Below are 20,272 nucleotides of genomic sequence, written 5' to 3'. Positions count from 1 at the left end.
CATGCCGAGGGCTCACCCCAGTTTGGTCTCGATGAACGAGCGAACCGCCGGCCCGATGTCGTCACGCGCGAGCGACAGCGCGACGTTCGCGCAGATATAGCCCGCCTTGTCGCCGCAGTCGTAACGCTCGCCGTCGAAGGTGAAACCGTGGAACGGCTGCTTGCCGATCAACTGCGCCATCGCGTCGGTCAGCTGGATCTCCCCACCCGCACCCTTCTCCTGCCCTTCGAGGATACGCATGACCTCGGGTTGCAGGATGTAGCGGCCGGGGATCATCAGGTTCGACGGCGCAGTGCCTTTTGCCGGCTTCTCGACCAGCGCGCTTACCTCGACGGTACGATCGTCCACCCGCGCACCGGGAGAGATGATCCCGTATTTGTCGGTCTCGCTGTCCGCCACCTCCAGTGCACCGATGACGTTGCCGCCGACCCGAGCGTAAGCCTCCACCATCTGCTTCAGGAAGCCCGGCCGCCCGACCATCAGTTCGTCCGGAAGCAGCACCGCGAACGGCTCGTCGCCGACGATCTCTCGCGCGCACCATACGGCATGGCCCAGTCCCAGCGGCTCCTGCTGGCGGACGTACACGGGGGAGCCCGGCTTTTGCCGAATACCCTCCAGCACGCTGAGCGACTTGCCGCGCGCGCGCATCGTGTCCTCCAGCTCGTAGGAGATGTCGAAATGATCCTCCAGCGCGGACTTGTTGCGACCCGTGACGAAAATGATCTGGTCGATACCCGCCTCCAGCGCCTCTTCGACGGCATATTGGATCAGCGGCTTGTCGACGACGGTCAGCATCTCCTTCGGCATCGCCTTGGTCGCCGGCAGGAAGCGGGTGCCCAGCCCCGCGACCGGAAACACGGCCTTGCGCAACGGCTTGATCGTCATCGGTATTCGTCTCCCTTTGCCTGCTGACCACAGGCTCGTACCCTGCCACCTAAAGCCATGCGCGCCTCAATTGTTGCACGATGCGCGGTTAGCGTGATGGTAAACCCTGCGGCCGTAAAGCCGCGGCATGGCTCATACAATCCTCGTCGTGTTCGGCACGCGTCCCGAAGCGATCAAGCTATTTCCCGTCATCCGTGCCCTTGCGTCGATCGAGGGCCTGCGCGTGCGGACCTGTGTGACGGCGCAGCATCGCGGCCTGCTGGATCAGGTGCTGGCGATCGCCGGCCTGACGCCCGATCATGACCTCGACATCATGGAACCGGGGCAATCGCTCGACCGGCTGACGGCCAGGCTGCTGACCGGCATCGGCGAGACGATCGATGTGGAACAGCCCGATATGGTGCTGGTCCAGGGCGACACCGCGACCGCGATGGCGGGCGCCCTCGCCGCCTACTACCGACGCATCCCGGTCGCCCATGTCGAAGCGGGGCTGCGTTCCGGCGATATCTACCACCCCTGGCCGGAGGAGGTGAACCGCCGCATCGTCGCACCGATCGCGCAGCACCACTTCGCCCCGACCCAGACCGCCGCCGACGCCCTGATCCGGGAGGCGATCGATCCCACCAAGGTCCATGTCACCGGCAACACCGTCATCGACGCGCTGCACTGGACCCGCGACCGGATCGGCGCCGAACCCGGCCTCGCCGACACGGTCGCCCCGGTGCTCGCCAAGATGGCCGGTCGGCGGATCGTGCTCGTCACCACCCATCGCCGTGAAAATTTCGGGGACGGCATGGCTGCGATCGCCCGTGCGATCGACCGCATCGCCGAGCGACAGGATGTCGGCGTCATCTTTCCCGTACACCCCAACCCCAATGTCGTCGCCGTCATGGACGAGCTGCTGGGCGATCGTGCGAACGTCGCCCGTATCGCGCCGCTCGACTATCCCGGTTTCGTCGCCGTGCTCGCCGCGTCCGACATCGTGCTGACCGATTCGGGCGGCGTTCAGGAGGAGGCGCCCGCGCTGGGCAAGCCGGTGCTGGTGATGCGCGAAACGACGGAGCGGCCGGAGGGCGTCGCCGCCGGCACCGCAAAGCTGATCGGCACCGACGAGGACCGCATCGTTTCCGAAGTCTTCACGCTTCTGGACGATAGCGACGCCTATGCCGTCATGGCCCGCGCCCACAACCCGTTCGGCGACGGTCACGCTTCGGCCCGGATCGGAAAGGTGATCGCCGATGGCTTCCGCCGCTGAACTCAACGTCGTCGTCATGGGGCTGGGCTATATCGGCCTGCCCACCGCGGCGGTGATCGCCCGTACCGGCGCGCAGGTGCTGGGCGTCGACGTGACCGCCTCGGTCGTGGAGACGGTCAACTCCGGGCGCGTCCATATCGAGGAGGTCGATCTCGACGGCCTCGTCTCGGGCGTGGTCTCCCGCGGCACGTTGCGCGCCGCGACCGAGGTCGCCCCCGCCGACGTGTTTGTCATCGCCGTGCCCACGCCGTTCGCCGCGGATCATCAGCCCGATATCGGCTACGTCCTGCAAGCGGCCACCAGCATCGCCGCGGTGTTGAAAGCGGGCGACACGATCATCCTCGAATCGACCTCGCCGGTCGGCACCACCGAGCAGGTTCGTGATCTGCTGGCCACGTTGCGCCCCGATCTGCGCGTGCCGGGCCGCGGCGGCAGCGGCGAGGGCGCGGACATCGCCATCGCCTATTGCCCCGAGCGCGTGCTCCCGGGCCGCATCCTCGTCGAACTGATCGACAACGACCGCGTCATCGGCGGCATCACGCCGCGCTGCGCCCGCAAGGCGCTGGGCTTCTATCGCCGCTTCGTGCGGGGGGCCTGCGTCACCACGACCGCTCGTGCGGCGGAGATGACGAAGCTGACGGAAAACGCATTCCGGGACGTCAACATCGCGTTCGCCAACGAACTCAGCCTCGTCGCCGATCGGCTGGGCGTCGACGTTTGGGAGGTGATCCGGCTCGCGAACCGCCATCCGCGCGTCAACATCCTGTCGCCGGGTCCGGGTGTCGGCGGTCATTGCATCGCAGTCGATCCGTGGTTCCTCGTCGCCGCCGCGCCGGACAGCACGCCGCTGATCCGCACCGCGCGGGAGGTCAACGACGGCAAGACCGATCATGTCATCGCACAGGCGGCGGCGATGATCGACGCGATGCCGGGCGCATCGGTCGGCTGCATGGGCCTCGCCTTCAAAGCCAATATCGACGATTTCCGCGAGAGCCCGGCGCTGCGCGTCGCGAGCGCGCTGGCCGCCCGCTTCGGCGAGCGGGTGCGCATCGTCGAACCCTATGCGGACGTGCTGCCCAAGGCGTTCGACGGCACCGGCGCTCGCCTGATCGACGTCGATACCGCGATCGAAACGTGCGACATCATGATCCTGCTGGTGGACCACGATCTGTTCCGCTCGATCCCGCTCCAGGAGCGGCAGGGCAAGGCGGTACTCGATACGCGCGGCATCTGGCCCGATCAGCCGCCCTACTCCACCGTGGCGATGCGACCGGAGCTACGGCTGGCGAGTTGATCGCGTTCATTGCGGCGCAACCTGCGAACGCGTAGGGCGACGACTCCTGCCGGCGGTGTCCCGCTGGCCATGTCCCTGAAAAGCGATGCTGCTCAAGTTTCTCAAACGGGCGACGCCCCCGCGGAGCGCGCCGACGATCCCGCCGGGCCAACGAGTCTATGCGATCGGTGATATCCACGGACGGCTGGATCTGCTCGAGCCCTTGCTCGACGCCATCGACGCGGACGACACTGCGCGCGGTCCCGCACGTACGACCTATGTCTTTCTTGGCGACCTGGTCGATCGAGGTCCGGATTCACGCGGCGTCGTCGAACGGATACGCCGACTTGCGGAGGAGAAGCCCGATGTGCGCCTCCTCGCTGGCAACCATGAGGAGATATTCCTCGGTGCGATCCGGGGCGAGGACAAGGCATTGCGGTTGTTCTGCCGCATCGGTGGTCGCGAGACGGCGATCAGCTACGGCATCGCGCCGCCGAACTACGAAGCGATGGACTATGATGAGCTTGCCGAGGCGCTGGCGGATGTCGTGCCGCCGGATCATCAGGCCTTGCTGGCGGGCGCGAGCGATATGGAGGTCATCGGTGATTATGCGTTCGTGCACGCCGGCGTTCACCCGGATCGCGCGCTGTCGGAGCAGCGCAGCAGCGACTTACGCTGGATTCGCAACCCCTTCCTCGATCATCGGACCCCATTGGAGAAGATGATCGTCCACGGTCACACGGTTTCATCTACGGTAGAGTTCCTGCCGCATCGCATCGGCGTCGATACGGGCGCCTACGAATCCGGCCGGTTGAGCGCTCTGGGTCTGGAAGCCGAGCGAACATGGCATCTCGATACGATCTGATCGTCGCGGAATTGCTGCATTACGGCAGTTTGCTACTTTTTGTTCTCGATTTTTGCTGTAAGACAATCGCGACTGGAGTGTTGCATCGCCGCATCATGTGGTGACGTAAACGGGCCGGTCGGGTGGAACTGTTGCAAGGCCATTGGCTTTATGGCACTGCGCTGATCGACGGACATTTGAAGGGAGTTCTACATGGGTCTTGGTAAGTATCTCGCGGCTGCGGCCGCTGCGACGATGGTTGTTGCGCCTGCGGTTGCCGCTCCGGTGAACGCGGCCTCGAGCCTGTCGGTCGCCAAGTCGGCTCGCGCCGGTTCGGTTTCGGCCAAGAAGAACGAGCTGGCCGGTGGCGGCTTCATCGTTGCCGCTCTGGCCGCTGCTGCGGTCGTTGCCGGCATCGTGATCGTTGCTGACAGCGATGACGATTCGGACAGCAACTGAGCTGTTCTAGCTTCGGCTAAGGAAATAGCGGCCTTCGGGCCGCTATTTTTTTGCCTGCTGAATATGGCGCTGCACGCTCGTTGCAGGGTGCGCGGGTTCCGAGGCAGCAGCCGGCCATAGCAAGGCGGCGCTGCTATCGCCGAGCTTCGGGCGTTGCGATGCGCTCGCACTCTCTTATCGCCCAAACGTGACCTTCCGCTGAGGTGCGACGGCAACATCGTTGGCGTGGAACTCGGTTGCGGCAACCGTGACGAATAGCGGTCGCCTGGCGCAGGTGTAGAAACTTACCCCGAGCGGGGAATGACGGAATCGGTCCTCGCGGCTCGGCCTCGGGTTGCGGATTCAGCGATGGCGTTGCCGTGACCATAGTGTCGGCGAGCCCGGCAAAAACGCTATCGCTGCGGTTCTTATAAAGCCAGTGGAGCGAACATGATGGAAGCGCTGCACCGCTTTCCAGACACTGCGCCTGCGCGGCCGGAGCGGCGAGCCGGTCACCATCAGACTACCTAAACCGCGTTCGCAACACTTGATGCCGGGGTCTCTACGGCCCTGTCGCGCGCTACTTAGTGGTATCCGCTGCCGGATCGATACTCAGCAATCGGTCCAGCAATGCCAGACGCTGGGCGATCGCCGTGCGGTATGGCGCATCGGCGGGGGTCTTCGCCAGCGCCACCCGCCAGGAATCCCGAGCCGCGGGAAAGTCGTTGGAGCGAAGCTGCGCCACGCCAAGGAAGAAATAGGGTCCGGGATTGGCGGGCTCCAACTGCCTTGCGCGGTCGAAGGCGAAGCGGGATGCGGGCGACAATTGCCGGTCGTGCCGGGCCAACGCGTCGCCGAGCGCAGTCCACAACTGCACGCTCTTTGGCGACGTACGGATGCCGCCGAGCAGCGCCTCCACCTCGTACCGCGGGTTACCACCCCGTGATAGCGCGTCGGCCGCCGTCAGATACGCGCTGTCCGCTCCGTACCGGCCGAATATGTCGGTGCGCAGGTTGGCCAGCGCCTCGTCCACGACGAGCGAGTTGCGATCGGGCAAGACCGGCGACGCCGGAAGCGCGGGGCTGCCCTGCAAGGCATAGCCGGTCGCGCCGAGCATCAGCGCCGCGCCCACCATCGACCATAACAGCCGCGGCACGCGCAACGCGATCATCGCGCCGAACGCCGCCGCCGCCAGCACGACCAGTGCAATCCAGCCCATCATGCCCGCCGCCGCTTTCGGAAACTGCCGCGCGCGATCCACACACCTGCAAGCAGCAGCGCCACCGGGGCCAGCCACAGTGCCGCGGTTGCCGCAACGAACGGCGGATCGTAGCTGATGTAATCGCCGTAGCGGCCGATCAGCCAGTTCCGGATCCCCTCCGGTCGCTCGCCCGCACGGATACGCTGACGGACCAGCGCGCGCATGTCGCCAGCCATCTGCGCGTCGCTGTCGGCGATCGACTGCCCCTGACAGACGACGCAGCGCAGCGTCTCCATCAGGCCGCGCGCCTGGGCTTCCTGCGCAGGGTCGGCGAGCTGGGTGTCGGCATAGGCGGCGGGCGCGCTGGTCTGCGCAGCGACCGGTGCAGCGAACATCGCAGCCAGCAACAGGGCACGTTTCATCGGGCCGCTCGCCAGTCGGCGATCACCGCGTCGACCTGATCGGGGCGGATGTCGCCGATATACTGCTTCACGACGACGCCGCTGCCGTCGATCAGGAACGTCTCCGGCACGCCCGAGGAGCCGAGCGAGAGCTGCACCGCACTCTGAGGGTCGTCGCCGATCCGCGCATACGGATCGCCGTTGCGCGCGAGGAAGCCCTGCACGGCGCGGGCGGTGTCGCGCACCGCGATCGCGTCGATCGGCACGCCGGCTTGCTTGAGCTTCAACAGTTGCGGTGCTTCCGCGATGCACGGGATGCACCAGCTCGCGAAGACGTTGAGCAGTCGCGGCCCTTGCCCCCGCATCGCCGTCGAAGACAGGCCGGGTTTACCGGGGACGGACGGCGCTAGCGTGAAGGCGGGCAGCGGCTTGCCCGCGAGCGCCGAGTGCACCGCGCGGTCGGCGGGGCGCATCAGCCCGCTGGCCACTACCGCGACGAGCAGGGCGAATGCCCCGAGCGGCAGCCACAACAGCCAGCGCCTCACGTCCACGCCTCCCGCCGTGGCCGCCGCTTGCGCAGACGCCCGACTAGCGACAGCGCGCCGCCCATCGCGACGAGCACGCCGCCAGCCCAGATCAGGGTCACGAAAGGCTTCCACCACAGCCGCATCTGCCACCGACCGGTCCCATCGGGCTGGCCGAGCACGGTGTAGAGCTGGCCGTCGGGCACGGTCATGATCGCCGACTCGCTGGTCGTGGTCGGCGGATCGGAGAAGGTGCGCGACTGCGGATAGAGGCGGGTCACGTCGCCGTCGCGCTCGACGCTGAGCCGCGCCTGAAGTGCCGACCAATTGTCGGCGACGACAGGCGAAATACCGTCGAGCGTGACCTTGTACGGACCGACCCTCGTCGAGTCCCCGCCGCGCAGGGCGATCAGGCGTTCGACGGTGAAGGCGGAGTCGCACGCGATGCCCGCGAGGCTGATGGCGATGCCGAGATGCGCGACGACCATGCCCCAGGTAAATAGCGGCGTGCGACGCAGGTCACGCCCCCACAAGGGCGCGACGCTGGCCACCGCCAGCCCGGCGGCAAGGGAGAGGCCGAGCAGCGGCAGCACGCCGATCGGCATTGCGAAGACGACCAGCGCAGCGAAGGCGAAGGCGGTGACGCCGATCGGCCAGACTGCGCGGACGACCAGCGCCTGCGCATCGTCGCGTCGCCAGCGGACCAGCGGCCCGACCGCCATGACCACGATCAGGATCAATGCGAGCGGCCCCGCGGCCTTGTTGAAGAAGGGTGGCCCGACCGACAATTGCACGTCGAAGCCGGCCGCGACGATCGGGTACAGGGTGCCGATCAGGACGATGCCGAGGATCACCGACAGCAACAGATTGTTGGCGACGAGGCCCCCTTCGCGGCTGACCGGGTCGAAGGTCGTCCCCTGCCGCACGGTGCCGACCCGCGCTGCGAACAACGCCAGCGCGCCGCCGATGTAGAGTGCGAGCAGGACGAGGATAAACGCGCCGCGCCGCGGATCGACGGCGAAGGCGTGGACGCTGGTCAGGATGCCCGAGCGGACCAGGAACGTGCCGAGCATCGACATCGAGAACGCGACGACCGCCAGCATCACGGTCCACGCGCGAAGACCGTCGCGGGTCGCCAGCACCGTCACCGAATGGAGCAGCGCCGTCGCCGCCAGCCACGGCATCAGCGAGGCGTTCTCGACCGGGTCCCAGAACCACCAGCCGCCCCAGCCCAGTTCGTAATAGGCCCAGTAGCTGCCGGCGGTGATGCCGAGCGTCAGGAAGATCCACGCACTCAGCACCCACGGCCGCATCGCCCGCGCGAACTCGCGGCCGACATCGCGCGTGACGAGCGCGCCGACCGCGAACGAGAAGGCGACCGACAGCCCGACATAGCCGGCGTAGAGCGTCGGCGGGTGGAAGGCGAGGCCGGGGTCCTGCAACAGCGGGTTGAGCCCCGCGCCGTCCACCGCCGCCGGGTTGAGCCGCGCAAACGGGTTCGAGGCGAACAACAGGAAGGCGTAGAAGCCGAGCGCGATCGCCGCCTGCGCACCGAGCGTTGCGATCAGCGTGCGTTCCGCCAACGTCTTCTCGAACCACGCGACGGCGCCGCCGGCGAGGCCGAGGATGGTGACCCACAGGAGCATCGACCCCTCGTGGTTGCCCCACGCGCCGGCGACCTTGTAGATCCACGGCTTGGCCGAATGGCTGTTCTCGGCGACCAGCTTCACCGACATGTCGGATGCCTGAAACACCAGGATCAGCGCCAGCATCGCCAGCGCCACGAGCCCGCCCTGCACCAGCGCAACAGGGCGGACGGTGGCGAGGACCGGCGCTTCGCCCCGACGCAGGCCGATCGCGGCCAGGGCAAGCTGCAAGGCAGCGAGCGCGGCGGCGAGCCACAGCGCAGCAAGGCCAGCCTCGGCGATCATTGTTCCAGCGTCTTCGTCTCGTGCATCTTGCCGGCCAGTTCGGGCGGCATGTATTTCTCGTCATGCTTCGCAAGCAGGTTGCCGGCCACGAACGATCCGTCACGCTGGAACTGGCCCTCCGCGACGACGCCCGATTTCTCGCGGAACAGGTCGGGGACGATGCCGGCATAGGTGACGGGCGTCGTCGCCTTGCCGTCGGTCACGACGAAATGGACGGTGACGCCGTCGGCGGCGCGCTTGACCGAGCCTGCCTCGACCATCCCGCCCAGCCGGACCGCGCGGCCGAGGGGCAGGCCCTGTGCGGCGACATCGGACGGCGCGTAGAAGAACGCCGCCTGATCCCGCAATCCCGACAGCGCGAGCACCGCCGACACCGCTACCGCGCCGAGCGCGAGCAGGATGAGCGTCAGCCGCTGATGCTTCGCCTTCACGGGCGCTTCTCCGCCGCGCGCATGGCGATGAACGACAACAACGCCAGCACCGCCGCGCCGCCGAGCACCACCGCATAGGCCGCGGTCACGAAGGGCCAGGGATTCATGCCGCCGTCCTCATGCCCGCGCCATCCGGCGCATCCGCGCCTCTGACTTGGCCGAAGCGAGCAATGTTCGCATCCGCATCAGCACGATCGCGCCGAACAGGCAGGTAAAGCCCACCAGCATGATCGGCAGCGGCCACAGGATCGATCCTGCGATAGTGGACTTGGTCAGGCCGATGCTCGGCCCCTGATGCAACGTGTTCCACCAGATCACCGAGTAGCGGATGATCGGCAGCAATACCGTACCGGCGATCCCGAACAGCGCGGGCAGTCGTCCGTCGCCGCCCCGCTCCGCATCGGCGCGGGCGAGAGCGATATAGGCGCAGTAGACGAAGAACAGCAGCAGCATCGACGTCAGCCGCCCGTCCCATTGCCAATAGGTACCCCAGGTCGGCCGTCCCCAGATCGCGCCGCTGACGAGGCACAGCGCCGCGAACAGCGCGCCCGGCACCGCAATGGCGCGTGCGGCGATCGCAGCGAGCGGATGCCGCCAGACGAGCAACGCGATCGAGGACAGGGCGATGCCGGTCCATCCTCCCATCCCCAGCCACGCGGTGGGCACGTGGATGTAGAGGATGCGGACGGTTTCGCCCTGAAGATAATCCGGCGGCGTCTGCGTCAGCCCGGCCCAGCAGCCGACCGCGATGAGCGCCACGCCCGCCCAGAACAGGATGGGCGTCAGCGGGCGCGCGATTCGAAGGAAACGGGCGGGATTGGCGAGGGCGTGAAGCGTCGGCACTGAACGGTCACTAATATGGTGAAAATCCCGCCTCGTCACGCACGACTTGGGGATGCGGGCGGATTGCGGTGAATGCCCGGTTTGATGCGGGGCGTCGTGGTGGATGTCGCCTGTCGGCCGGAGAGGTGCTGGCCGGTCCGCTATCGGCCACCCTCCCGTCCCTCAGTCCGGCGAGAGCTAGGTTTGCTTCGCCGTGGCGGACGCCCCTCGCCTCATGAAGACCCCAGCTTTCGCTGGGGTGACGTTTGGAGCTGTAATAAGGCGGGCGGGCGGCAAAGAGCACTGATGCGCTCCACCGTTGCCCGCGGATGTAGCAGACATTTAGCGACCCAGCCGCCCGACTACCCAACTACACCCCACCGGCGGCGACAGCGGCACCGGTCGCGTGGCCACCCACCGCCCAATCCGTCACCCCAGCGAACACTGGGTTCATGTGGTGCTGAAACCGGCCCCTTCTCGACGTGGAGCCCCCAGCTTTTGCTTGGGCGACGCCTGAAGATGGGATGGCGCGACCACCGGGCCGGCACTGGAGACTTGGATAAGGTGGCGACCGAGGGCGAGCCAGCCTTTCCAACGAGCGTGATCGCCCTTGCGCTGAATCGCTCCACCACGAAGGTTCGACCCGTGACGACATCTTCCAGCGCCATCGACGCCGCCGTCGCGCTGGCCATCGCCGGCGGCAATCCGTCAGGACCGTCTCGACCGGCTGGGTACGGGCTCGGCAGGTCGTGCACATGGCACGACCGACCAGCGATGCCCTCTGCGCGGCGATCACGGCTGACCCGGCGCTATGCTCCTGGAGCGTAGACGCCACGCCGCATCATCCTGCCGAGCGGGGCTTCACCGATGACGGGGAGGACATCGCCCTCTCCTTCCCGGTTACCGACGATGCGTAGGCGGCCAACGAACGCTCAGCGGCCGATCAGGCGCTTCGCCAGTTGGTCCGCCACGTCCGAGGCCGGTTGGCCAGCACGGTCGCTCTCGTCCCAGACCTCCACGAGGCGCTCGGGGATCCGGGCAATACGCGCCATGACTTCGGATTCGTCGCCGTGGCCGAGATATTCGAGGCCGACATTGATGATGCCGCCTGCGTTGATGACGTAGTCCGGCGCGTAGAGGATGCCGCGGTCGTGCAGCCGCTGGCCTTCGCCGCGCGTCGCAAGCTGGTTGTTGGCGCCGCCGGCGACGACCTTGGCAGTCAGGGCGGCGATGCTCGCCTCTGTCAGGATCGCGCCGAGCGCGTTGGGGCTGACGAGGTCGACATCCTGGGTCAGGATCACGTCCGGCGACACCACGGTCGCGCCGAGTTCCCCGGCCATGTGGTCGGCACGCGCAGAATCGACATCGGCCAGCGTCAGGATTGCGCCGTCCTTCGCCAGCAGCTTGGCGAGGCCGCCGCCCACCGAGCCGAGGCCCTGCACGGCGACGCGGACACCCTTCATGTCGGTCGCGCCGAGGCCACGCGCGGCGGCCGCCTTGACGCCCAGATATACGCCATGCGCGGTGTAGGGGCCGGGATCGCCGCCCGCCGCGCCGCTCGCGACGGGCAGGCCGGAGACGTACTTCGTCTGGCCGGCGATCACCTTCATGCGCTCTTCGGACATGCCGACATCCTCGGCGGTCACGTAGCGGCCTCCCAGCGACTCGACCGAGCGGCCGAACGCTTCCAGCTGCGCGGTGGTGATGACGTCACCGGGCTTGGCGGCGAGAACTACGCCCTTTCCGCCGCCCAGCTCCAGCCCGGCCATGGCGTTCTTGTAGCTCATCCCGCGCGACAGGCGCAGCGCGTCGGTAATCGCGGCGTCGGTGGTCGCGTAATGCCAGAAGCGGGCGCCGCCCGCTGCCGGTCCGAGCGAGGTCGAGTGGATCGCAATGACGGCCTGAAGCCCCGATGCCGGATCGGTGAACAGGTGGACGCCCTCATGGTCGTCGAAATCGGGAAAGCCCCAATCGGTCATCACGGGTTCTCGGCTGTGAAGAAGTGGGGCGACCGACGGGACTTGAACCCGCAACTTCCGGCATCACAAGCCGACGCTCTAACCAATTGAACTACGGTCGCCGCGAAGAGCAGCGCCCCTAGCGTCCCGGGCGCCCCGCCGTCAAGGCCATCAGAAGCGTCCCTCGACCGAAAGCCGATATCCGTCCGGTCCAGCGGTGAAGCCGCTGGCGGTCAGCCGCTCGATCGCGGCCGGGTCCGTGGGCCGCAGCGACAGGTCGGCACGGTAGCGTCCCCCGCCAGTGATTCGCAGTGCGATCGCCTCCGTCCCGCCCGCGCTGGCCAGCGGCAGCAGCAGCGCCCCCGCGTCGCACCGGGCGTTGCCGCTGACCGACGACGGCAGCGCGATCCCCGCCGATTCGCCGGCCAGCGCGGCGACGACGCGGCCTTGCGCAGCGACGCACTGGCCATCCTGGAAACGCACGGTCAGCGCGTCGAGGTCGATGGTCGACACCGGCAGCGGCTGGAACGAGGCTCCGGTCGCAAGGCGTGCGGTGAGTCCGTCGACTCCCATGCCGCTGCGGCTGACGAATGCCTTGCCCGACAGCGGCGGTGCGCCGATCCCGCCGGGTCCGTTCATGACGATCGTCGCGCGGCCCGCCAGCAGCGGCAGCGGCGACAAGCGGGCACGCAGATCGCCCACTGCGAGGTCGCCGAACTTCACCTCCGAGAGCGTCGCGCCCCAGATCGTGCCGCTGACCGATCGCGCGACGACGCCCTGATCGCCGACCCCGGCCCAGCCCAGCACCAGCCGCATCGGCAGGAACACGATCAGCGCGGCCACCAGCATCGCGCCGAACAGCGCGGTCGGACCGGTCGTCAGCCGGATGCGCCTCATTGGCCGCGGCTCCTCAGCACCAGCCGCGCCGCGACGGTGCGGTCTCCATTGTCGGTGAGGGCGGCGCTCTCGACGACGATGCCGTAGCGCTCCAGCCGCGCCAGCCACGTCGACAGCGCCGCCCCGCGTGCGGACGCGATCGCCACGCGCACGCCGTCGCCGCCGTCCGGATCGATGCTGGCGAGGGGGAAGCCCGCTTCCTCCGCGCGGGTTCGGACGATCTCCGTCAGCGTGCCGACGATCGGCGGGGCGCGACGTGCCTGCCGCAGTGCATCGACCAGATTGTGAGTCTCGCCCAGCCGGATGACCGCCGCCGCATGCCGTTCGCGCGCGCTCGACAAGGCATTGGCGGCGGGACGGATGATCAGGCCCCAGACGATCGTCACGACCGCGAGCGCCGCCATGACCAGCAACAGCCGCTGTTCGCGCTTGGAACGCTGCACGAACCATGTCCGCAGGGCGATCATGGCGCGATCACCGTCAGTTCGCCGCTGACCCGGTTGCCGTTGGCGACGAAGGTGCTGGCTCGGACGGTAAAGCCCGCGCGCTCCAACGCTCGTTTCAGGTCCGTCGCCGCCGATTCGCGCTCGGTCGCGACCGACAGGCGCAGGGCACCGTCGTTGGCGAAGTCCAGCCCGGTCAGTTCCGTCTGCGGCACCGAGCGTATCGCCGCAAACGCGGCGGCCGTCGTGGTCGAGAAGCCGACGCCGGGTCCGAATGTCCGCCGCTGACGCTCCGTCAATTGGCGGGAGGGATCGGTCACCGTCTCGCCACGCGGCAACGCGGTGGCGGCGAGCGCGTCGGCCTGTGCCTCCAGCCGATCGGCGGCGAAGCTGTACTTGGCGAGTCGCACAAGCGAGATCGCCAGCGTCACCGCCAGGATCGCGAGTGCCAGCACCGCAAGCCGCCGAACCAGCCGCCAGTCGATCGCGAAGCCGCGCCGCCGCGCGAACGGTCCCTGCCGCAAATCGAGCGCGGGCTCCGCCGCCGCCCGGAACAGCGCCGCATCCAGCGCGGCGCGGTCGAGTGGTTGCGGAGGCGTGTCGCCGGTGACGAGATCGGTCAGCCGCGCCTCGTCCGCGAAGCCGGCGGTGCGACCGCGCACGACGCCCTGACCGCCGATGTCGGCGCGGATATATCCTTCGTCGGGGCGCGGGAGCAGCATCGGCGCGGGGATCATCGCCACCGGATCGACGCCGGCGCTGGCCAGTTGTTCGAGCCACGCCTGCATCGTGCCCGCACCGACGACGCCGATCGGCCGCTCCATGCCCTCGCCTTCGCTGCCCACCGCGACGTGCAGCTCGCCGACCGGCGCGGCGCTCGCCTCCGCCGCCAGCAGCCGCGCTGCCGCCACGCCCTGCGCTGCGCTGCGGGTCGGCAGGTCGGCCCAGTGCAGCGTCACCGCATCGGCCGGCGTCACCGCGACGATGGGATCGTCACCCTCCGGTACGCCGTCGCCGCGCGCCATCGTCCCGCCGTCGCCGACGCGAAGCCAGCGGAACCCGGCATCGCCGGCGGGGAGGAACAGGAGCGTCGTCATATATCCTCGCCCCATTGCCGCGACACGAGCCGGACGGGAAGCCTCGTCGCGTCGATCAACGCTCTTTCCTCCAGCGTCGCGCCCGGCACCGACACGTCGATCCGGAGGTCGAACCAGGTCGAGGTGACGGCGGTGTCCTGGCTACCGGCATTCGCGAGCCCCCCGAAGACGGCGTTCGCGTCGCCATAACCCTGCGGCGGGCGCCTCATCAGCAGCGCCCGCGCCGCGTCGACCGACAGCGTGTCGGGGCCGACCATCGCCAGCAACGGGGCCTGTTCGGGCAGCAGCGTGTTGACGTTGATCTTGGCGGCCTCGGTCGTCGGCAGCGCGCAGACCCACGGACGCAGCGCCGCGTAGATCTCCGGCGTCACGCCCGCGACCGCGCGCAATTCGCTGGGGTCGGCCATCAGCGTCCCCGCCGTGCGATACCCGGTGTAGCGCGCATCCTCCGCACCGCCGGCCTGCTGGTCCTGATCGGTGTCGATCCAGTCCGCCGCGCCTCCCGCGACCTGCTGCGCGACCTGCTGCGGAATGCCGATCAGGCCCATCAGCCGCGTGAAGCGAACGCGCTGCGTGATGTCGCCGGAGGAATACACCCCCGGTGCAACCTGCGTGACCAGACCGTTGAGGTTGAAGCAATTGCCGCCGTCGCTGACCCGCGCCGTCGCCAATCCGCCGCCGGGTAGGGGCAGACCGAACGGCCGTCCGCTCCACCCGCCGGCCAGTGTGATGCGCTTCGGGCTGCCCGCCATCAGGTCGCCGACCCGCACCACCGCCATCGCCTCCGCCGCGACTGCATAGGCACGGGCCTGCTCTCCCGACGCGGCGTTGGACGCCAGCCGGGTCGACAGGCGCAGTTTCTCCAGCGCGCCGCCCGCCATGACGGCGATCACCGCGACCAGCATCAGCACGGTCAGCAGCGCCGCACCGCGTTCGCGCGGATCAATTCGCATTGTCGGCCTGCGGCACGTCGCTGTCCGGCTGCACGGGCGGCGGCGCATAGCCAGTGCCGACGAGGAACATCGCGCGGTAGAACGTCCCGTCGCGTCGGGTCAGCCGCATCTCCAGCGCCTGCGGCAACGGCACGCCCCCCGCCCCGTCCCACCGGTCGCTCCACGCACCGTTGTAGCGATAGCGAAGCGTCAGGTCGCGAACGCCGGTCAGCATCGGCGTCGCGGAGAGCGGCGCGGCCCCGTCGAGTTGCGGATAGCCGATCCGCTGAAGCGTACCGTCGACGATCTGCCAGACCAGCTTCTGCGCACCCGGCCGCGCCGCCGCATCGATGTTGGTCCAGCCTCCCCGGACGAGCGCCAGCGTCCCGTTCTCTCCCACGAAGGCAGGGCGCAGCGTGCCGGACTCGTCGCGCGCGGCACGCGGAAGCGCCTGACCGAGGTCAGCCGATATCGCGGATATCGTCCGCACCAGTGCTGCGCCGTCGTCCAGCCGCTTCGTCGTGGCCGCCTGCGCCCGGATGCTGAACGACAGGATCGCCACCCCCGCCGCCGCGATCATCCCGAAGATCATGAGCGAGACCATGACCTCGACCAACGTGAAGCCGTGTTCGGCGGAACGCATTGGGGGCGTGAAGCCGTGTTCGGCGGAACGCATCGGGCGCATGAAGCCGTGGTCGGCGGATTGCCGGTCTGGTGAAGGCCCGCGCGGCGTCATGTCGTCAGCACCGGCACGTTCGGCGGGCGGATCATCGTCACGCGACCGACCACCTGCCCGCGACGGTTCGCGACCGCCACGTCGATGCGGACCACGCGCGCATCGCCGACCGATGACACCTGCCGCGTCCAGCGCCACGCACGGCCGCCGTTGGTTTCTGCCCCGGAGGTGCGGCCGGGCACGGGCGCCTCCGCCTCGGTCAGGGCATCGAGCGCGACGTTGCGGGCGACGAGTTCGGCCGCGACATCCTCGTCGATGATGCTCGCGCCGCGCACCGTCGCGCCCTCCAGCCGGACGAGCGCCAGCACCGCGAGGCTGAATACCGCCAGCGCGACCATGATTTCGATGAGCGTGAAGCCCTGTTCCCGCCGGTTACTGGGCATCGGCGCGGACCTCTCCGTCGGCACCGATGCTGACCAATGCGTCGGCAGTCCCGCGCGCCAGCCGGATGTCCGCGCCACGATCGGCGGTGCCGGTTGGGTCGAAGGTCACGCGCACCCGGCCGCTGGCGTCGGGAATACTGGCGCGCGTCCCCTCCGACCAGCGCTCGACGCGTAGCGGCTTCTCGGCGAGCGGCACCCACGCGCCGTCGCTGCGCCGGTCGAAGCCATAGCCGCCGCTGGTGATCCACAGGCTGACCGGCGCCCCGCCGACGATCGCCACGTCGCGCGCCGCCTTGATCCGGGCGGCGAAGCGCAACCCCTCGTCGAGCACGCGGCCTCTCGGGTCGGGCATCGCGAACGCGACGACGGCCGCCGACAAGCCGATGATCGTGACGACGATCATCAGCTCGATCAGCGTGAAGCCGCGCTCGCCGAAGCGGTCGCGGGCTCGCTTACTGCCAGCTGCCGATATCGGCATTGATCCCTTCGCCGCCTTCCTTGCCGTCCGCACCATAGGTCCAGACATCGGCCTCACCGTGCTGCCCGGGCGACGCGTAGAGGTAGGGCTTGCCCCACGGATCGTCGGGCAGGCGCTTGATATAGCCGCCCTGCTGATAGCGGGAGGCGTCGACGCCGGACGGTGCGCTGACCAGCGCGTTCAGGCCCTGCGCAGTCGTCGGAAATACGCTCATCTGAAGGCGATACAGTTCCAGCCCGCCCTCGATCTGGGCGATGTCGGCCTTCGCCTTCTGGATGCGCGCGGTGTCGCCCGATGGCAGCACGTTCAGCGCGACGATCGTCGCGAGCAGGCCGATGATGACGATCACAACCATCAGTTCGACGAGCGTGAAGCCGTTACGCTTCGGCGGCTTCTTGTCCTTGGTACGCATGTAACCTCTCATTGTCCGGCCGCTACCCGCCGGCCAGCGTGTTCAGTTGCAGGATCGGCAGCAGGATGGACAGCACGATCGTCGCGACGATGCCACCCATGATGACGATGATCGCCGGCTCCAGCAGCGACAATGCGGTCGCGGTGAAGCGATCGAACTCGCGCTCAAGATAGTCGGCCGCGCGCTCCAGCATCTCGTCCAGCCGCCCCGCCGCTTCACCGGACGCCGCCAGATACGTCAGCAGCGGCGGAAAGACGCCCGCGCGCCGCATCGCGGCCGACAAGCTGCCACCGCCGCGGATCGCCTCGACGATGTCGTCCGACGCGACGCGAAGCCGGCGGTTGTGGATCGTGCCGGCCGTCAGCATCAGCCCGTCGAGCAGCGGCAGACGACTGGCGACCATCGTTCCCAGCGTCCGCGCCATCCGCGCCGCATGCAGGTCGCGTAGCAGCCGCCCGATCAGCGGAATGCGCAGCAGCCAGCTGTCGAAGGCGAGCCGGATGGGCGGCTGTTTCAGCGCCTGCCACAGCACCACGCCGGCCAGTGCCACGACCAGCAGCATCGCCCACCACCACCCGACCAGCAGATCGGAAAAGGCGATGACCATGCGCGTCAAAAACGGCAGTTCCTGCCCGACCGTGTCGAACTGCTCAACGACCTGCGGGACGACGAACATCATCAGCGCGGTGACGACCCCGAGTGCGACGATCGCCAGGATCGCAGGATAGGCTAGCGCGGTAATGAGCTTGCCGCGGATTTCCGCCTGCCGCTCGAGCAGCGCGGCGAGGCGGTCAAGGATCGTCGGCAACGTGCCCGAACTCTCGCCCGCCGCGACCATCGCGCGGTAGAGGGGCGGGAAGCTCTTCGGCTCGCGCGCCATCGAATCGGCGAGGCGGCGCCCCTCAACGACACCGACATGTACCTGAGCGACGATCGCGCGGACGCTGTCCTGCTCGGTCTGGCGAGTGATCGTCCGCAGCGACTCCTCCAGCGGGGATACGCGGTTGAGCGTCGCGAGCTGGCGCGTGAACAGCGTCAACTGCTTGCCGCTCATCTTCGCGCGACCCAGCTTGAGCCCGAACAGTGGCCGCGCGGTCGCGACCGGCGGCGAACCGGGTTCGAGACGGACTACATACAGCCGCTGCCGGTCGAGCGCGGTCCGCGCGGCGTCGATCGACGCTGCGGCAACGTGTCCGCGCTTTTCCGCACCGCGCGTGTCGATGGCGATGTAGTCGAAGTCAGCCATTGGACAGGGGGGCCCTCACCCTTCCGTCTCTTCGCTCCTCTCTCCCTCTCCCGCGGGGAGAGCGAGGGGCCGGCCAAGGGTAAGGGTGATTACGCATCCACCGCGTCCACGACATCGGTGACATCGCGCCGCGACACCCGCACCGCTTCCTCCGGCGTCGTCTCGCCCGCCAGCACCAGTTCGCGTGCGGCAGTGGCTAGGTTCGTGGTGCGCGCAAAGGCGTGATCGGAGATCGCCTGCTCGTCGCCGCCCTCGTTGATCAGGCGGCGGATCGTCTCGTCGACGCGCACCGCCTCGAACACGCCGATGCGGCCCTTGTAGCCCGAATGGCCGCACTTCTCGCATCCGACCGCGCGGCGCACCGTCGCCGCCGGATCGATGCCGAGCAGCGGCGCGACCGTCTCGCGCGCCGGCACCGGCTCGCGGCAGACCGGGCAGAGCCGCCGCACCAGCCGCTGCGCGATCACGGCGCGCAGCGTCGAGGCGAGCAGGAACGGCTCCACCTTCATGTCGCGCATGCGCGTGATCGCGCCGACGGCGTCGTTGGTGTGGACAGTCGACAGCACAAGGTGGCCGGTCAGCGACGCCTGCACCGCGATCTCCGCCGTCTCGCGATCGCGGATTTCGCCGACCATCACCACGTCCGGATCCTGACGCAGGATCGCGCGCAGGCCCGCCGCGAAGGTGAGGCCGACCTTGGCGTTGACCTGGGTCTGACCGACGCCGTCGACCGCATATTCGACCGGGTCCTCGACGGTCAGGATGTTGCGGCTGCCGTCGTTCAGCAGGCGCAGTGCAGCATAGAGGCTGGTGGTCTTGCCCGAACCGGTCGGTCCGGTGACGAGGATGATCCCGTTCGGCTCCGCCAACGTACCGCGCAACAGGGCGAACATCGACGGCGTCATGCCCAAAGCATCGAGGTCGATCCCGGCATTCTCCTTGTCGAGGATACGCAGCACGACGCGCTCGCCCGCCCGACTTGGCAATGTCGACACGCGCACGTCGAGCAGCTTGCCACCCAGCGTCAGGCCCATGCGTCCGTCCTGCGGTATCCGCCGCTCGGCGATATCGAGGCGCGCCATGACCTTGATGCGGCTGACCACGACCGGAGCGACGTGCGGCGGCATCCGCAACGTCTCGCGCAGTACGCCGTCGATCCGCATCCGCACGACGAGGCCGGTTTCGTATGGTTCGATATGGATGTCCGACACGCCGTGGCGGGCCGCATCGGCGATGATGCCGTTGATCAGGCGGATCGCCGGGGCGTCGTCGGCGGTGTCGAGCAGGTCCTCGGCGGTGGGCAGCCCATCCGCCAGCAGGTCGAGCTCGTCGCCCATGCCGACCGCGGCGAGCGCGTTCGCCTGACCGTCCATCGCGTAAGCATCCGACAGCAGCCGGTCGAACGCCTGTTGCGGCACGATCGCCACGTCAAACGGGCGACCGAGATGGCGACGCACCTCGATCAGCGCCTTGGGGTCCGCGCCTTCGCGCAAGCCGATCGTCAGGTGCCCGTCGGTATCGGTCGCCTGCACCACCACGCCGAAGCGGCGGGCGAATAGATACGGGATTGTCACCTGCGGCAGGTCGGCGACGCCGCCGGTCGGCGGTGGCGGCAGGATAGCGGCCTGCACGGCCTGCTCCTCGGCCAGCGCCAGTTCCTCGCCGGTGCGGATCGTCATGCCGGT

At 68.5% G+C, this 20,272-nt stretch carries 23 protein-coding genes and 1 tRNA gene; 5 read left to right on the top strand and 19 right to left on the bottom strand.

Annotation, left to right across the window (positions count from 1 at the left end; genetic code table 11):
- Positions 1-12: 12 nt before the first annotated feature.
- Positions 13-885, bottom strand: coding sequence for a UTP--glucose-1-phosphate uridylyltransferase GalU (galU, locus tag ILT43_RS18540; protein ID WP_204200479.1), 873 nt, complete (start codon positions 883-885; stop codon positions 13-15).
- Positions 886-1,012: 127 nt separating this feature from the next.
- Here galU and wecB point away from each other — a divergent pair, with 127 nt between their 5' ends.
- The 4 genes from wecB (at position 1,013) to ILT43_RS18520 (ending at position 4,716) form a co-directional block, all read left to right on the top strand.
- Complete coding sequence (gene wecB / locus ILT43_RS18535) at positions 1,013-2,140, top strand: non-hydrolyzing UDP-N-acetylglucosamine 2-epimerase (RefSeq protein ID WP_204200478.1); 1,128 nt, start codon at positions 1,013-1,015, stop codon at positions 2,138-2,140.
- A complete protein-coding gene (wecC, locus tag ILT43_RS18530; RefSeq protein WP_204200477.1) occupies positions 2,124-3,434 on the top strand; it encodes a UDP-N-acetyl-D-mannosamine dehydrogenase in 1,311 nt (436 codons plus the stop codon). The genes wecB and wecC overlap by 17 nt, the downstream gene beginning before the upstream one ends.
- 85 nt (positions 3,435-3,519) lie before the next feature.
- Positions 3,520-4,278, top strand: coding sequence for a metallophosphoesterase family protein (locus ILT43_RS18525; RefSeq protein WP_204200476.1), 759 nt, complete (start codon positions 3,520-3,522; stop codon positions 4,276-4,278).
- 192 nt (positions 4,279-4,470) lie between these two features.
- Complete coding sequence (locus ILT43_RS18520; protein ID WP_204200475.1) at positions 4,471-4,716, top strand: hypothetical protein; 246 nt, start codon at positions 4,471-4,473, stop codon at positions 4,714-4,716.
- Positions 4,717-5,275: 559 nt separating this feature from the next.
- Here the strand turns inward: ILT43_RS18520 and ILT43_RS18515 are convergent.
- The 6 genes from ILT43_RS18515 to ccmC form a co-directional block, all read right to left on the bottom strand.
- Positions 5,276-5,917, bottom strand: coding sequence for a tetratricopeptide repeat protein (locus ILT43_RS18515; RefSeq protein WP_204200474.1), 642 nt, complete (start codon positions 5,915-5,917; stop codon positions 5,276-5,278).
- Positions 5,914-6,318 (bottom strand): cytochrome c-type biogenesis protein, encoded by a 405-nt coding sequence (locus tag ILT43_RS18510; RefSeq protein ID WP_204200473.1) that lies wholly within the window; start codon positions 6,316-6,318, stop codon positions 5,914-5,916. Before ILT43_RS18510 ends, ILT43_RS18515 begins: the two co-directional genes overlap by 4 nt.
- Entirely contained in the window at positions 6,315-6,842 is a 528-nt protein-coding gene (locus ILT43_RS18505; protein ID WP_204200472.1) for a redoxin family protein, read from the bottom strand. The genes ILT43_RS18510 and ILT43_RS18505 overlap by 4 nt, the downstream gene beginning before the upstream one ends.
- A complete protein-coding gene (locus ILT43_RS18500) occupies positions 6,839-8,752 on the bottom strand; it encodes a heme lyase CcmF/NrfE family subunit (RefSeq protein ID WP_204200471.1) in 1,914 nt (637 codons plus the stop codon). The genes ILT43_RS18505 and ILT43_RS18500 overlap by 4 nt, the downstream gene beginning before the upstream one ends.
- Positions 8,749-9,183: a cytochrome c maturation protein CcmE gene (gene ccmE, locus ILT43_RS18495; protein ID WP_204200470.1), complete on the bottom strand. Its 435-nt coding sequence runs from the start codon at positions 9,181-9,183 to the stop codon at positions 8,749-8,751. Before ccmE ends, ILT43_RS18500 begins: the two co-directional genes overlap by 4 nt.
- Positions 9,184-9,300: 117 nt before the next feature.
- Positions 9,301-10,026: a heme ABC transporter permease CcmC gene (gene ccmC, locus ILT43_RS18490; RefSeq protein ID WP_204200469.1), complete on the bottom strand. Its 726-nt coding sequence runs from the start codon at positions 10,024-10,026 to the stop codon at positions 9,301-9,303.
- A gap of 734 nt (positions 10,027-10,760) precedes the next feature.
- On the opposite strand from ccmC, the gene ILT43_RS18485 reads away from it, so the two are divergent.
- Positions 10,761-10,922, top strand: a complete 162-nt coding sequence (locus ILT43_RS18485; protein ID WP_204200468.1) for a hypothetical protein — start codon at positions 10,761-10,763, stop codon at positions 10,920-10,922.
- 15 nt (positions 10,923-10,937) lie between these two features.
- On the opposite strand, the gene ILT43_RS18480 is transcribed toward ILT43_RS18485, so the two are convergent.
- The 12 genes from ILT43_RS18480 to gspE form a co-directional block, all read right to left on the bottom strand.
- The gene (locus tag ILT43_RS18480) at positions 10,938-11,987 is read right to left on the bottom strand and encodes a Glu/Leu/Phe/Val dehydrogenase (RefSeq protein ID WP_211534605.1); all 1,050 of its coding nucleotides are present in this window, start codon (positions 11,985-11,987) and stop codon (positions 10,938-10,940) included.
- Between the two features lie 21 nt (positions 11,988-12,008).
- Positions 12,009-12,085 (bottom strand) — tRNA-His (locus tag ILT43_RS18475).
- A gap of 49 nt (positions 12,086-12,134) precedes the next feature.
- Positions 12,135-12,860: a type II secretion system protein N gene (gene gspN / locus ILT43_RS18470; RefSeq protein WP_204200466.1), complete on the bottom strand. Its 726-nt coding sequence runs from the start codon at positions 12,858-12,860 to the stop codon at positions 12,135-12,137.
- Positions 12,857-13,327, bottom strand: a complete 471-nt coding sequence (gspM, locus tag ILT43_RS18465) for a type II secretion system protein GspM (RefSeq protein WP_204200465.1) — start codon at positions 13,325-13,327, stop codon at positions 12,857-12,859. Before gspM ends, gspN begins: the two co-directional genes overlap by 4 nt.
- Entirely contained in the window at positions 13,324-14,400 is a 1,077-nt protein-coding gene (gene gspL / locus ILT43_RS18460) for a type II secretion system protein GspL (RefSeq protein ID WP_204200464.1), read from the bottom strand. Before gspL ends, gspM begins: the two co-directional genes overlap by 4 nt.
- Entirely contained in the window at positions 14,397-15,353 is a 957-nt protein-coding gene (gene gspK, locus ILT43_RS18455) for a type II secretion system minor pseudopilin GspK (RefSeq protein ID WP_204200463.1), read from the bottom strand. The genes gspL and gspK overlap by 4 nt, the downstream gene beginning before the upstream one ends.
- Positions 15,343-16,017, bottom strand: coding sequence for a type II secretion system minor pseudopilin GspJ (gspJ, locus tag ILT43_RS18450; protein ID WP_204200462.1), 675 nt, complete (start codon positions 16,015-16,017; stop codon positions 15,343-15,345). Before gspJ ends, gspK begins: the two co-directional genes overlap by 11 nt.
- Before the next feature lie 47 nt (positions 16,018-16,064).
- Positions 16,065-16,451, bottom strand: coding sequence for a type II secretion system minor pseudopilin GspI (gspI, locus tag ILT43_RS18445; RefSeq protein ID WP_204200461.1), 387 nt, complete (start codon positions 16,449-16,451; stop codon positions 16,065-16,067).
- Positions 16,441-16,929 (bottom strand): GspH/FimT family pseudopilin, encoded by a 489-nt coding sequence (locus ILT43_RS18440; protein ID WP_204200460.1) that lies wholly within the window; start codon positions 16,927-16,929, stop codon positions 16,441-16,443. The genes gspI and ILT43_RS18440 overlap by 11 nt, the downstream gene beginning before the upstream one ends.
- Positions 16,904-17,341 carry a type II secretion system major pseudopilin GspG gene (gspG, locus tag ILT43_RS18435; protein WP_204200459.1) on the bottom strand — a complete coding sequence of 146 codons (438 nt, stop codon included), beginning with the start codon at positions 17,339-17,341 and terminating at the stop codon, positions 16,904-16,906. Before gspG ends, ILT43_RS18440 begins: the two co-directional genes overlap by 26 nt.
- A gap of 22 nt (positions 17,342-17,363) precedes the next feature.
- Positions 17,364-18,587, bottom strand: coding sequence for a type II secretion system inner membrane protein GspF (gene gspF, locus ILT43_RS18430; protein ID WP_204200458.1), 1,224 nt, complete (start codon positions 18,585-18,587; stop codon positions 17,364-17,366).
- A gap of 89 nt (positions 18,588-18,676) precedes the next feature.
- Entirely contained in the window at positions 18,677-20,266 is a 1,590-nt protein-coding gene (gspE, locus tag ILT43_RS18425) for a type II secretion system ATPase GspE (protein ID WP_204200521.1), read from the bottom strand.
- Between the last annotated feature and the right edge of the window lie 6 nt (positions 20,267-20,272).

The organism is Sphingomonas longa (genome assembly GCF_016892685.1).
GTDB classification, from domain to species: domain Bacteria; phylum Pseudomonadota; class Alphaproteobacteria; order Sphingomonadales; family Sphingomonadaceae; genus Sphingomonas; species Sphingomonas longa.
The sequence above is the reverse complement of the archived record's forward strand: the minus strand, read 5'-3'. Positions and strand labels throughout refer to the sequence as shown.